This window comes from Bacillus cereus group sp. BfR-BA-01355 (genome assembly GCF_022663675.1).
Lineage (GTDB): Bacteria > Bacillota > Bacilli > Bacillales > Bacillaceae_G > Bacillus_A > Bacillus_A thuringiensis_S.
Genome location: NZ_JAKUFY010000045.1, coordinates 26781 through 41528 on the forward strand (window position 1 = coordinate 26781; position 14748 = coordinate 41528).

The following is a 14748-nucleotide window of genomic DNA, read 5'->3' on the forward strand; positions in this document are numbered from 1 at the left end:
TTTTACACCCTCTTCTTTTTTAATTTAAGTAATACTTTGCTCAAGCTTTCTTCCGTAAGATCCTCTGCATCAGCAAAATCTGATACCGTAAAAGCAGACTCTGTTGTTGGTTTATTTATAAGTTGACGAAGATGCCTCAACATACCATCTGCTATCAATTGAATTTTTAATTTAGAAAACTGTTCTCTACTATACATCCAAACAAAATGTAACTTTTCATCTTTCACCATTCCGATAACATCAATTAGATGAGATGGTTTGGAATCTGGAGCATGATCTAAAAATGTAAATCCTGTCTCTTGCATAAACAAAGATTCCCTTGAGAAAACCTGATCAAATTGGCCCAAATAGTTAAAACTTATTGAAGGCTTTTGCTGATAAAACGGAAGTAATCCTTTATTCAAGTAACGTAAAATACCATAGTCAACTCCGCGATTTGGGATTCGACGTAATTGTTCCTTGATAGCCTTTAACCCTTCAATAGGTGTTTGAGTTCCTTGAAAATTGAGGTGAACGGGATAAATACTCGTGAACCAGCCCACTGTCCTTGATAAATCAATACCTTCAATTACCTCTTCTCTTCCGTGTCCTTCTATATGAATAGAAACCGTTTGCTGATTTGTACAATCGACGATAGCTTGTCCTAATGCCGTTAATAGTACCTCATCAATCCTTGTCTTATGAGTTACTGGAACTTCGTGTAACAATTCATGTGTTTCTTCTATTCCTAAAGTCCTCGTCACTTGATCAATCGATTCCTCTGTCGTTTCTTGTATTGGATAGTCCATTGGAATTTTCATCGTTTCTTTTTCTACTTGTTGATTCCAATAATTTTGTACTTCTTTTGAAATACCCGAATCACTGTATGTCTGGAGTCGTTCAGACCACTCTTTAAAAGATGTACTTTTCGCAGGTAAGCGAACTTCTTGACCTTGTTTCATCTGGTTATATACCACCTGTAAATCTTCCAATAGAATCCTCCATGACACTCCATCTACTACTAAATGATGAATCACCCAGAATATTCGATCATTTCCAGTCAAGTTATCTTCAAAGTACACTACTCTCATTAACGGACCAGTAACTAAATTGAAACTAGCTTGATTAATGTTCATTTCTTCTTGTATTATTGTATTCCACTCTTTTTCATTAACTTGATTCCGTTTTACAACATGGAGTACTGACAGCTCATCAGTCTCTTCATTTCTCTGCCTCCACGTTCCGTTTGGTAACTGTTCGTACCGGAAACGTAAAGCATCATGATGTTTGAGTAAATTTAATATCGCTCCCTCTAGTAATTTCACATCCAATCTTTCTTTTACTCTTAAAAGCATTGATTGATTCCAATGCTCTGTATGTGGATGTTCTTGCTCGAAGAACCAGCACTGAATTGGAGTAAGAGGCACATCACCTATCACAATTCCCTGCTCCGCTTGTACTCCCTGCGTTTCTATAGCCACTTGTGCCAGCTCAGCGATAGTTGGGCATTCAAACATTTGCTTTGGAGTAAGTTTTAACCCCACTTGACTTGCTTGAGATATGATTTGAATACTGAGAATCGAGTCGCCACCAATTTCAAAGAAATTATCATAGATTCCCACCTTTTTAACACCTAATACTCGCTTCCAAATGGTAGTCAGTATCTGTTCGTTACTATTCCGAGGGCCAACACATTCACTATTAATCTGCTTTTCCTCCGGCATAGGTAAGGCCTCACGATCAACTTTACCGTTAGCTGTAAGTGGAATAGCTTCCATCGCCACAAATCCCGAAGGAACCATATAACTTGGTAGTTTCGCTTTAAGATACTCTCTCCACCCATCTACATTTCCATCTCCTACAACATATGCTACTAATCTTTTATCGCCCGGCTGATCTTCTCTTACAATTACAACTGCCTCTTTTACATATACATATGTATGTAAAGTAGACTCAATTTCCCCAATTTCAATTCTGAAACCACGTATTTTAACCTGATGATCAATTCTTCCACGATAATCTAAATTCCCATCTGGCAAATACCTCGCTAAGTCTCCTGTCCGGTATAATCTTGCTTTCGGATCACTACTAAATGGATGAGATATAAAACGCTCTGCTGTTAATTCAGGTCTATTTAAATATCCACGTGCCAATCCTGCTCCACCAATATAAAGTTCACCATCAACACCTATAGGAACAGGTTGTTGATAAGCGTCTAGTATATACACTTCTAAATCGGGAATCCGCTTTCCAATATTACTTCTTGAAGCATGCTGCACATCATCTAGAGTAATTGGATAATATGTAACATGAACTGTAGTTTCTGTAATTCCATACATATTAATTAACTGTGGGTTTTTCTCACCATACCTTTGAAACCACGGTAACAAGCTAATAGGTTCTAATGCTTCTCCGCCAAATATTACGTAACGTAGCTGCAAATTTTTATTCTTATCTTCTTGTTCACACACTCGTATTAATTGTCGAAATGCGGAAGGTGTCTGATTTAGAACTGTGACTTCTTCCTCCACTAATAATTGATAAAAATCCTTAGGTGATCGACTAATCCAGTACGGAACAACAACTAATTTTCCACCATATAATAATGCTCCCCAAATTTCCCATACTGAGAAATCAAATGCATACGAATGAAAAAGCGTCCAAGTATCTTTTTCATTAAACTGATACCAACAATCCGTTGATTTAAATAACCGAATGACATTGTGATGCTCTATCATAACGCCCTTTGGATTTCCCGTTGATCCCGAAGTATAGATTACATATGCCAGATTTTTGGGACCGACATCAGAAAGCGGCAAAGTCTTACTTTCTTTCCCAATCTCATCTTGATCACGATCCAGGCAAATCGACTCAACATTTTCTGGTAACCATTTCAATTCTTTTAAACTTTCTTGCGTCACGAATAACTGAATGCTAGCATCTTCTAAAATATATTGAAGTCGCTGCTCTGGATATGTTGGATCGAGTGGAACATAAGCCCCACCAGCCTTCAAAACCCCTAAAATACCTACAATCATTTCGAGGGAACGTTCAACGCATATTCCAACTAAAGTATCAGGTCCTACTCCCTTTTTCTGCAAATAATGAGCTAACTGGTTTGCACGTTCATTAAGCTCCTTATAAGTAATTTTTTCTTGTTCATACGTAACTGCAATAGTATTTGGATAAATCATCGCTTGCTGTTCGAATATTTCATGAATAGTTACTTGAGGTGGGACATTTAGTTTAGGATTGTTGAACTCAACTAAACTTATTCTTTTATCTTCCTCAGAAATGATTTCTATTTCAGCTACCTTCTGCTTTGGTTTTTCAAAAGTGTTTTCCATTATCGCTAACATCACGTTAAAAAACCGTTTTATCTCTTCCTTAGAAAATAGCTCCTCACGATAATCAATATGTACATGTAAAGAGTCAATATCAATTAGATTTTCAATATGCACTGCAAAATCTTGTACCTCTTCATGGTTTGGAATCCATAGTGAGTCACCACTTTCATCGCGATCCCTATAATCAATCGTAGTTCCGAAAAGTCTCACATTACTATTATTCTCTTTATTAATCTGCTTTAACAACAAATCAAATGGATATTTCTGGTGCCTCAATAATTTGCTTTGTTTTCTGGACACCCTGCTAATAAATGAAAGTACTTCTTCTTCTGGATCAATATCCATTCTTAAAGGAACTGTACTCACCATCATTCCAATCAATTTTCGTTCCATTTTAGTCATACGATTGCCGTAAGCCATTCCTAAACCAATATCAAGCGATGAAGTCCACCGATACATGGACAACGAGAAAGCAGCAACAAAAAAAGTGTATAAACTAATTTTGTAATCTTCAGAAAATTTTTCTATCTTTCTCTTCAAATACTCCGTTAATATAAATGTCTCACGTGATGCTTTAGTGCTAACTTGGTACGTATTATAGGGCTTCAATCCAGTCACAGATGGCAGTGTTTTAAATTCCTCTAACCAGAATTTTTGATCTTTTTGAAAGCGACTACTATTCAAGTATGTTTGTTCATTGGTCAGGAATTGAACATATGAATTTTTAATTTCGCCTTCCTCATTCTCGTTATGCATTTCATAATAATATTTTGCAATTTGCTCAGTAAATATTTGAATTGATAAACCATCCATAATAATATGATGAACATTTCCAAAGACTGCACATTCATTATCGTTTAATTTTATTAAAGCGAAATAGTATAAATCTGAATTAAATAATGTAAACGTGTCTTTTGTTTTCTGCTCAATCCATTCCTCAAGCAAATTTGTATTCTCCACATTACTGAAATCAAAAAACTCAAATTCTTGTTCTTCATGTTTAATAAAATATTGTTTCGGTTCCTGATGCCCATTTTCTTTTAACCTAATGCACAGACCGTCATTTTCACTGATAACGCGATTCACAACTTGGTTTAATTTTGAATAATTCATTTTCCGATGAAGTTTAAATAAAAATCTTAAATTACATATTCCTTTATCAGAATGAATAACTTCTGTATACCATATTCTTCGCTGCGGATGGCTTAATCGATAACATTCCTCATTGGTCATAAAAATCTCCCCTTCAAAAATTATTTGCTCTTATAGGTTCGTGTTTATGTTTAGCCCATAAATATTTCTGCAGTGAAACTCCAATTAATCCAATAATAACAAGCCCAATCCCTCCATAAACATAGAGTTGAGTTACTCCAAACAAATGCACTAATGGGCCACTCATAGCAGGAGAAATAATTAGAACTGCGTTTGTTAAACTGCTTTGTATACCAAATACTCTTCCTACTTGATCTTGGTCGGATTCTATTTGTAAAATGACTTGATTAGATACAAGCATCAGCCCACTTCCGATACCAGCGATAAAACTAATTAAATAGGCTAAAACGAAGACCGTACCGGGCGTTATCAAACCAATCCCCCCAAAACCAATTCCCATTAAAACCATACCTCCACATACTACCCAGCCATATTGAAATTGTTTTAATTTCTGAGTTAGTAGTGCACCAAGTATTCCGCCAAGACCAATAATAGAAATGATATATCCCATTTTACTTTTATCATGTGGGAATAAGCTCTTAAATAAAGTTGGGAATTGTGAGTCGACTAATTGTAATACTGCCATGGCTATTGTAACGAAAATCATGGTTGATAATATTATCCGATTAGATAACACATAACCCCACCCTTGTACCCAAGCGGTCCAAGTACTTTGTTTTTGCTTTTCAACAAATTCTTTCGATATAGTTTCTTTAAATTTTATTGTGGGTATGAGAACTAAGGTAGCTAATAAACAACTTATAGCTCTTATAATGAGGCAGAACTCTGGTTGAAACCAGCTCAGCAACATGCCCCCTATAAGTGGACCTACTATCTTGGTACCCTGCTCTACTATTCCGTTGATACTTACTGCTTTAGTAAGTAAGTCCGGGGATACAATCTGTCTTGTTAGTGTTTGCTGTGCAGGATAATAGAAAACAATAAAAATGGAACGAATCATTAATGCCACTAAGAGCCAGTGGATATCTTGTACAAATAAAAGAGCAATTGTTATTAGACCAACCATTAGATTACAGAACATCATAATTGGAATTTTTCTAAAACGATCTGCAATAACACCTGCCCATGAACCAAAAATAATTCCAGGAAGTGCATATGCAACAGGGATCAATCCAATCATAGTAGGATCTACTTCCCATTCAAACCCAACTATAGTCATAATCGCTAACATATCAATAAAAACACCAAGCATAAGCAATGAATAAGCAGAGAAAACTTGTAAATAAACCCTATTTCCTAATAGGCCTTTTGAATCAGTAGTTTTCATAAAAGCAAGCTCCTTAGGTTACTAATATAAACGCTTTTGCGTATAAGGTACCCCTTTATTAAACCTAATTAATCATTATAAAGATTTCACCTAGAATGTAACTTCGTCAAAACCTAGACTAATCTCAAGGTTTAGTTTATTTTAAATAGTCAGATAAATTTAGGCGCACCTATTTCTTCGTATTTATATCAACTGTTACAACATAGACCTTTACCTTACACTAAAAAACAGCTAAACATTACCTTAATATAACCATTTATAGTTGTTTGCACATTCAATTCACATCCTTTTTAAAGTTGGCTTTTTTCTATCTCAAATACTATCACACAAATATTTCACCTACTATATTCATAAAGTTGAAATATTTGAATCAGAAAATTCGGATAAAAAAACCAACCCACAAATCATACCAAACAATTATTTAGTTATATTGTCAGTTTATAGATGGCTTTAGCCATAAGGATATCAAAAATTAAGTTTCTTAATTTTATTAACATAATAGTTTAAAGAGACTATAAATCCTACTAAACAAAAAGATAAATATACAATAAAGTATATTTATCTTTTCTTATCCTACATATTTTCTATGCAAATTAATTCCAATAACTAAAATTGATAATAAAAATATAATACTACCAATTACTAATGTACTCATAACAGAATTGAATAATATAGTATTAATACTTCTGCACCTACTACCTATTTTATTTATTAGATATTTACACTTCAAAAAAATTACAAATTATTCACAATTAGGATACACACCCAAAATATGATTTGAATATGTTATTATATTTTAAGATAATATAAAATCAGTTTTTCTATAAGAGAACTTAATTTTTATGTAGTACGAAATTGTTAGTACTACAGTATATATTTTAATTTAGTTATAAAAACGTTTAAAGACCACCTATTTCCATAAGTGATCTTTCTTTGTAATTCTACATTTATGCACTACTGTAGAAATATATCGTAGATACGCTTTGTATGCTAAATTTCTAGTTCTCTCCATTTACTAAAAAACATAGCTTAGCACAATTAATATCATATTCGTTAAATTGCAAACTATTATTTTGTCTTCTGTACAGACAAACTACTAAAAATCAAATCAGCAACTTTTACATATCCTTTTGAGTTTGGATGAATTAAATCCTTAGACCAAAGCGTATTGTCATTAACTAAATGATGATTCCAAAAATCAACATGATGAAACTTATATTCTCTGCTCAGTGAACGTATAACTTCATTTGCCTCTAATAATTGTTCTTTTATTACTTGTTTTTTTTCAGAAGCAAAAGGAAGCCTAACTGTAAAATCAGGAAGGTTTGCTATAATAATATCAGCCCCTGCTTTACTTAATGAATCTATCATAAATTCCATATCGTTCTTATATGCATCATGATTCCAACGTCCTTTTAAAACATCGTTTGCCCCTGCAATGAGACTAACCAAATCTGGATTAAAAGTTAACGCCTTTTCCAATTGCTGCGAGCGAATTTCTCTAGTTACTAAGCCACGCTTTGCCAAATTAGCATATTTTATATCGTTTTCACACAGTTGAACAAAATGATCTATCCAGCTTTTTAATGCAATTCCCTCAACTTCATCCCCTATCCCCTCTGTAAAACTATCACCAATTGCTACAAATCGCTTCCACATATGTATTCCCCCTTTATTATTAACCATATCTATACTATACAATAGCTCACACCGTAATTGTTATTTCTAAGTGGTTTTCGATTTCAATTATATTCCACTTTATTATATTTACATTTAGAATCCAAAATTGACCGATTCCTAAGTATACTTAGGAATCGGTCATATTCGTATATTTACTAAAGAAATAAAATTTCTCTAGGAATTATACTTTTTTCAAAAAATTGGTTGTTCTTTGTTTTGCCCAGTTGATACATTTCTTTTCGATTAAATGATATGAAACTATAGAAAAAAGTAGTGTCATTGCAATGCATAAAGTAAGAAGGAAAAAGATAGGTATCTTTGTATACAAAAGTTTAAATAGTACCATCATGATTGGAAAATGACACAAATAGATACTGTATGAAATTTCTCCTAAATATACAAATACACTCTTATTTAAAAATGCTTTTACTTTTAGGTTACTCATAGCCATTATAATAAATATACCAACCCCCATTACGACACCCCAATCTTTTAATAAGAAAGTAGTATCATTACGGGAAAAACCATAAATTAAAATGGAATATAAATACAGAATAATCCCTAATGCAATAAGAAATCCTTTTTTAAATTTTTTCATATTCCTATATGAGTAGATAAGTTTTTCCTGATACTTAAAAAGTAACATTCCAACCATAAACATAGATGTAAAATGCAGTGTATCAGCATAACCATTATAAAATCCTTCAGCTTTCCCAATATACAACACATTAAGAAAAACACTAATTAAAGAAAAGCTCAAAGCAAATAGTATCGTTTTCTTCCAATTCAATTTATAAAAAAGAAGGAATAACAAAGGAAACACAATAGATATACGCATTTCTTGAGCCAATGACCAAATAACTGGATTATAATTTTCCGTAAAAAAGTTATTAAGAAGCACAAAGTGGTTTAGAATATCTAATTTTGTTATAGACCCTTGCCACCTATCATAGAACCAATCCCGTAGTCCTACCACTTCATACGACGAAAATAAAATAAATAAAACAAAGGAAACAATTATCCAAAAATAATAAGGAATATAGATTCTTACAAATCTCTTAATTAAATATCCCCAATAATTTGTTTTTGAATGATAAAGTGCCATCGATAACACAAAACCACTTAGTACATAAAAAACGATAACAGCTTCCCCACCCGCCCATAAAAACCTAAGCGGGGAAAATTTAATAGAATTAGGCAACGATGGTAGCATTAAACAAAAATGTCCAAATACCACAGTAAGTGCCGCTAACCCTCGTATGGAATCTAATTCTTTTATTCTCTTACTCATAAAATGTTCTCCTTGTAAATTGTAGATTTTGCTTTTCATAAAGGCCACTATGCGAATGTAGTGAGAGAATTGTACACATCGTTTCTTTAAATTCCTAATATAAGCAGTAAAAAGTTAATTTGACCTCCATTTCTTTATATACATAATTTAAAACAAAATATTTAATACAAAGAAAAGATTTTATTAAATTTTTATAAAGTGAAACTTTAATGGGTGGTTTTTCATCATGTAACTTTATTAAACTAACCTTGCACCAGAATCCTTTAAATCGAAAGATTCATAATAAACGCCATCCCTTCTGTATATTTCTACAAAAAGAATAGCGTTTTTGGAGTATATGGATACAAATTTATTTTAGCTTAATAGAAATACAAAAAGTTCCGAAGGACCAAATTTGAAAAGTAATACAATCTTTCATTCCAAACTATCCACATAAGAATCTATAATACTTTGAAACCTTTTGTTTCAAACTAATATTTAGTTGTATCCTATAAAATTAGCTTTTTACTATATCAATCGCACTATCCCACATACCACTAAAAAAAGATCCAGTTTTACGTATAAAACGTGTAAACCAATTTGCTTGTTCCACATCAGATTTTGTTACAAGGTCTATTTGTAATGAATTACCTGATAAGAACCCAGGATCGGTATTATCTTTAGGTGAGATAATTATTTTACTAATTGTTACACCTTTTTTAATAGGCGCTTCTGGTTCTTTATTTGATACTTTAAATTCTTTTTTATAACCGTCTTTGTTTCCCTTCCGCATTGGAAGTGAAACAGCTTGCTTCGTTTGAACTACTACATCTTTCTCTTTTGCATTTGCTACTCGTACCGTTTCATGTCCTTTTACTACTGAATCTTTTCCGTAGACATTCTTCACTTCAAAATTCGCAAATCCATAATCGTATAATTTCTTTGTTTCATCAAAGCGTGCCGTATGAGATTTTGCTTTTATCACTACAGAAATTAGGCGCATACCATTTCTTGCTACTGTACCAGTGAAACAATCTCCCGCTTCTGGAGTCGTTCCTGTTTTCAAACCATCTACACCTTCATATTGCTTAATTAAACCTTTTAACATCCAGTTAAAGTTCGCCATATCAATTGGATATTTACCACCCTCTTGGAATGTTTTTTTAGGAATTTTTGCTGTATTCAATATTTGGGGAAAATCTTGAATAAGACGTTGTGCTAAAATTGCACAATCCCTTGCAGACATTTTATTTTTCTCGTCTAGAGTTGTCCCTTCTAGGTGATATCCTTTTAAATCTTGATTTGTTAAGCCTGTAGAGTTTACAAATTTATAATCTTTCATTCCAAACTCTTTCGACTTATCGTTCATCATTTTTACAAAGTTGCCCTCTTTACCAGCAATCTCTTCAACTAAAGCAATTGTTGCACCATTTGCAGAATAAATTGCCATTGCCTCATATAACTCTTTTACCGTATAAGAGCCACCATTTTCTAATGGAACATTTGATAATGAACGATCTTGCGAAATCTTATGTGCATATTCAGAAATTTTAACTTTTTGATCCCATTTAAGTTTTCCTTTATCTACCGCTTCATGAACTAAGTATTCGCTCATCATTTTTGTCATACTAGCAATTGCCAATGATTCATCTGCATTTTTTTGATATAAAATTTTTCCGGAATTTGCTTCTATTAAAATTGCTGATCCTGCTTCAACCTCTATAGCAGAAACTGTTTCCGCTGCTGCTCTTCCAAATGTAACGAACATACTAAAAAATAGTGTAAGCACTGTTACTATTGCAATAAATCTCTTGCAAAACATACCTTTCACTTCTGTTACCTCCAATATCTTTGTACTCAAAAAAGCGTTATTCTAACATAATCTCAAAAAAATAGAAAGTGTTCTCAAATTGTATATACATATTAAACGTTAGGATTGCTTTCATATAGACCATCTCATCTGACACTTTTAGGTGCCCTGATACTTTGTATTCCCACGCATATCCTTATTTTTAATCCCCTTATATTTTTTAAAATGATTCGCACTTTCATATTTTTTAGGATTACAATTAATAGACAATCTACATAATACATTTGTTCCACATTTACAAAAAATAAAGTGAAACTTTAATCAGTGGGGGTTTTGTTCATCCCCACTAATTATTAACCCTCACCAATCGGGATTTTAATTATTCAATTGAGCTATTTGCTAGACTTATATTAGAGATAAATTTTCTTTAGTCTAAACCATTAGTTTTTTGTAATAAAAAAACTACACCCAATACTGAATGTAGTTTTTCTAACTAACTAATTTATTTATTTTTTACTTCATTTTTATAAAAAGCAAATAATGGTTCAATGGATGGACTAGATAACAGCGGAATTGCCTTCTCGATCAATTTCCTATCCCAATCAAACCAACGCATTTCCATTAACATGTTTATTTCTGTATCAGTGAATCGTTTCTTTATTTCCTTAGCAGGATTTCCACCAACTATTGTATACGGCGGAACATCTTTACTTACGACAGATCCTGCAGCAACAATTGCACCTTCACCAATAGTAACGCCAGGCATTATTATAGCATTCATTCCAATCCAAGCATCACTTTTAATGACTGTATCGCCCTTAGTTTCATATGATTGTTCAATTTGCTCAGCGAATGGATATACTGTAATCCATTCTGAGTGATGATTATGGTTACCACCCATTAAAATGACTACTCCACTTGCAATGCAAACATAATTCCCAATAATGAGTTTATCAAGATGCCATCCCATCTGTTCAATTGGATTAAACAGTGCTTGTGACTTAGCATCCCCCCACAAATACCTTACACAACCATCTTCAAAATTTTGATGACCATAATACCCTGAATAATAGGAGTACTCTCCTACTTCAATGAGTGGATTTGTTACTATATCTTTTATATATTTTGTTTCTGACCAATGATTAAATAATGGATGCTTCATAACTTTATTCCTCGCTTCTAAGTATTATATATTTTGCTATTTACTTAGAAGCTTACTACGACTGCTACATTTTTTAGCTTTCTCAAACGACGAATCATTATCTTCAAGCCTTTCTTTTATAATAGAAAAAGCATAACGCAATACATTACACTAGTCAAATTGTGTAATTTTGAACACATCTTAAACAGTGTAATACTGCAATAACAACATGAAAACACTCTAACTTCGATACAAATACTATATTTATTACATTTAGTTCATATTTTGTAAAAAAATCTTAATTGCCATGACAAAGCAAACAATAACCACTATTGGTCGTATTAATGACGTCCCTTTTGTAAGCACCATCTTCGCCCCAATATATGACCCTATAATTTGACCAAGCATCATAATCAATCCAATTGTCCAATCGATTTGGCCAAAAATAATAAAATACAACAAAGCAGCGAAATTACTAGTAAAATTCAAAATCTTAGCATTTGCAGTTGCCCGTGTAGCACTATATCCACATAAAAGAATGAACGCTAAAGCAATCAAGCTACCTGTTCCTGGGCCGAAGAAACCATCATAAAATCCAAGGAATGGAGGCACTGTTAACGCAAACAACAACATACTTATTTTTCTCGGTCGATCTTCGTTTGCTATATTTGGAGATAATAGAAAATAAAGACCAATAATAATAAGTAAAAAAGGTAATATCATGATTAGATATTCTGCCCGTATCTGTAAAACAAGCCATCCACCCAAAACTGATCCAAAAAAGGTCATTAAGATGGACAAACGCATTTCTTTAAGATTAATTTCTTTCTTCTTAATAAAAAACACTGTCGCCATGAGAGTTCCGCTACTCCCTTGCAGTTTATTAGTTGCTATCGCTACAGAAGGAGACATACCTACTAATAACATTATCGGGATAGTTATCATACCACCGCCTCCAGCAATTGTATCTATCCACCCTGCTAATACAGCTACTAAAAATAGTAATATGAGTAATTCAATAGTAAAATCCATACAAAGAATATGGGAAGGCTTGAGCTATTATACCCCAAACCTCCCCATCGTCCCTCCTCTCTTTAAACTAGTTAATAATATCTGTAAAGTAACTTTCTTTCTGATCACGTAATCGGCTGGAAACGTACTGCCTGCAAACAATTCTTCTTCCGTACTTATTATCTCCAATCGGAATTTTATATTCTTCCTCAGATAACCTTTCCCTACCATGAGTTACATTTGTTTGTTTACCATAGTATGAATTTGGAATAATTAATAAATCTTCAGATGTAAGTGGAACCTTATAAGTGGGCGTTGTTCGTAAGAGTTCTAAAAACATGTCAAATTTCAATTTTTCTTCTTCACTTTTTCCCACATAAATCAATCTATTTTCTGCTCCATTCAAACAAGTTGCAATAATATCACCATTATCATCCAAAAATATGATTTGGTTTATTTCCCCTACAAATCCCGATATTTCACCATCCGCCATTCCTGCGATATGAGCAATAGGCATTTTACTTATCGCCAATATATCATCTTTACTGAAGTGATTTTCTTCAAGATGCTTTTGAAGTAATTTTGGCGTTCCAATATGAGTTTGAGTTTTTAAATTTAACACTCCTTTTAATAAAAGAGCATCAACTCTAGTAAATTTTCCACAAGTAATTTCAGACACTATTCGTTCCACGGATTTATTAAGTCTATTTGATACAATTTCTAAATTCGTATTGAATATTTTCAATCTTGCTTCAATATCTGATTGGTCTTTCATGTCTGTATACACTGTGGCATCGTTATGTTGATAAAAGTTCCCGCCACCGGTGCTTGCACCGACATTTCGCAAAACTTCATCGTTGTTCAAAGGGGAAATGAGGTGAAATCTATTTTTCCCTGCATGTTCGGATGGGTGAATTAAAGCATCATAATTAAAAAGTGTGGCAAAAAGCCATGTGACCCATTCTGCATAAAAATATTTTTTCATTCTATCGTCTTCGTCTTCACCATAATTAAAACCTTTGCGATTTTCCCCAGGTAATAGGGTTTCCATAGGATCACATGGAATATTTTTAATAAGAGTAGGTGGTACGTTTCCACCACAATTCGCTACTTTTATCATATGTAGTAGTTTTTTCATATCTGAATTCGAAGTTTTCTTTGAATAATCAATCAAACAATTAAGCCACTCTCTTGAAAAGCTTGCAGCTATTTCTTGATCACAAGTATAAGGATTATGAGTTTTTAATTCATGGTCTATTAGATTCTTGATTTTATCCTTCAATACATTAGGAATGCTAATTTCTTCGATTTCTGTAATCTGCAGTATTCCTTTATTCATTATAAAACCTCCGTTGTTTTATTTTTTCACCATATCTTCTATTAAATAAACTACCTACTTCTTTTTTGCTCCTTTGCTTTTCGTCAGAGCTATTACAGTTACCAAATTACAGAGCATAAACGTGGAGTAAACAAAATTTCTTTTTAGTTACATTAACCCCGTAAATCTCCATTAAATTAGTATATTTAATGGAGATTTCTTTTCATACTTTACTTTCAAACTATGTTTATAGGATTTTCAATTCAAGCACAAATATTCCTTTCCCTAGAATTTTCCTAAGATTGAAATCAGAATTTTCAATACACTAATATTAACAATAAAAATATAACACGAAACCAAAAAATGTAAACGAATAGTTTTTTTTATAAAAAATAGTCAGACTATTTTAAGGTAATTTGTATTTCATTGAACTAACTGTAATAAAGTGGAACTTTAATCAGCCCTCACCAATCGGGATTTTACGGGCAACAGGGCCCCCGCCTAACTTCTTTGCTTCCGCTGAATTTTGAGGTGGGGGTCTTATTACCCGGCAAATAGCGGATAAAAAAGCCCCCTAAATGTGATATGATCCCCTTATAGTAGACAGTAAAAAGAAAGCACATTAATCTGTTTACTATGGAGGGGATTTTTCTATGGGCAAAATTAGAGTAACTTATGATATAGAATTTAAG

General features: G+C 32.9%; 8 protein-coding genes. All 8 read right to left on the reverse strand.

The features are described from left to right. Positions 1 to 2 precede the first annotated feature (2 nt). Positions 3 to 4559 (reverse strand): non-ribosomal peptide synthetase, encoded by a 4557-nt coding sequence (locus MR167_RS16435; protein WP_242315014.1) that lies wholly within the window; start codon positions 4557 to 4559, stop codon positions 3 to 5. A gap of 13 nt (positions 4560 to 4572) precedes the next feature. Further along, positions 4573 to 5826 carry an MFS transporter gene (locus MR167_RS16440; protein ID WP_000858612.1) on the reverse strand — a complete coding sequence of 418 codons (1254 nt, stop codon included), beginning with the start codon at positions 5824 to 5826 and terminating at the stop codon, positions 4573 to 4575. 1068 nt (positions 5827 to 6894) lie between these two features. Continuing rightward, entirely contained in the window at positions 6895 to 7485 is a 591-nt protein-coding gene (locus MR167_RS16445) for an SGNH/GDSL hydrolase family protein (RefSeq protein ID WP_242315016.1), read from the reverse strand. A 202-nt stretch (positions 7486 to 7687) separates the two neighbouring features. Then, positions 7688 to 8836 carry an acyltransferase family protein gene (locus MR167_RS16450; protein WP_003282126.1) on the reverse strand — a complete coding sequence of 383 codons (1149 nt, stop codon included), beginning with the start codon at positions 8834 to 8836 and terminating at the stop codon, positions 7688 to 7690. Positions 8837 to 9293: 457 nt separating this feature from the next. After that, on the reverse strand, positions 9294 to 10607 hold the full coding sequence (locus MR167_RS16455) for a D-alanyl-D-alanine carboxypeptidase family protein (RefSeq protein WP_346657769.1): 1314 nt from the start codon (positions 10605 to 10607) through the stop codon (positions 9294 to 9296). A gap of 481 nt (positions 10608 to 11088) precedes the next feature. After that, complete coding sequence (locus MR167_RS16460) at positions 11089 to 11748, reverse strand: CatB-related O-acetyltransferase (RefSeq protein ID WP_000682536.1); 660 nt, start codon at positions 11746 to 11748, stop codon at positions 11089 to 11091. A gap of 252 nt (positions 11749 to 12000) precedes the next feature. Continuing rightward, positions 12001 to 12759 carry a TSUP family transporter gene (locus tag MR167_RS16465; RefSeq protein ID WP_042598004.1) on the reverse strand — a complete coding sequence of 253 codons (759 nt, stop codon included), beginning with the start codon at positions 12757 to 12759 and terminating at the stop codon, positions 12001 to 12003. A gap of 67 nt (positions 12760 to 12826) precedes the next feature. Next, entirely contained in the window at positions 12827 to 14077 is a 1251-nt protein-coding gene (locus MR167_RS16470; protein ID WP_001032355.1) for a hypothetical protein, read from the reverse strand. Between the last annotated feature and the right edge of the window lie 671 nt (positions 14078 to 14748).

Coding starts and splice junctions, on each gene's coding strand:
- MR167_RS16435 (WP_242315014.1), bottom strand. CDS start 4,559: ATGACCAATGAGGAATGTTATCGATTAAGCCATCCGCAGCGAAGAATA.
- MR167_RS16440 (WP_000858612.1), bottom strand. CDS start 5,826: ATGAAAACTACTGATTCAAAAGGCCTATTAGGAAATAGGGTTTATTTA.
- MR167_RS16445 (WP_242315016.1), bottom strand. CDS start 7,485: ATGTGGAAGCGATTTGTAGCAATTGGTGATAGTTTTACAGAGGGGATA.
- MR167_RS16450 (WP_003282126.1), bottom strand. CDS start 8,836: ATGAAAAGCAAAATCTACAATTTACAAGGAGAACATTTTATGAGTAAG.
- MR167_RS16460 (WP_000682536.1), bottom strand. CDS start 11,748: ATGAAGCATCCATTATTTAATCATTGGTCAGAAACAAAATATATAAAA.
- MR167_RS16465 (WP_042598004.1), bottom strand. CDS start 12,759: ATGGATTTTACTATTGAATTACTCATATTACTATTTTTAGTAGCTGTA.
- MR167_RS16470 (WP_001032355.1), bottom strand. CDS start 14,077: ATGAATAAAGGAATACTGCAGATTACAGAAATCGAAGAAATTAGCATT.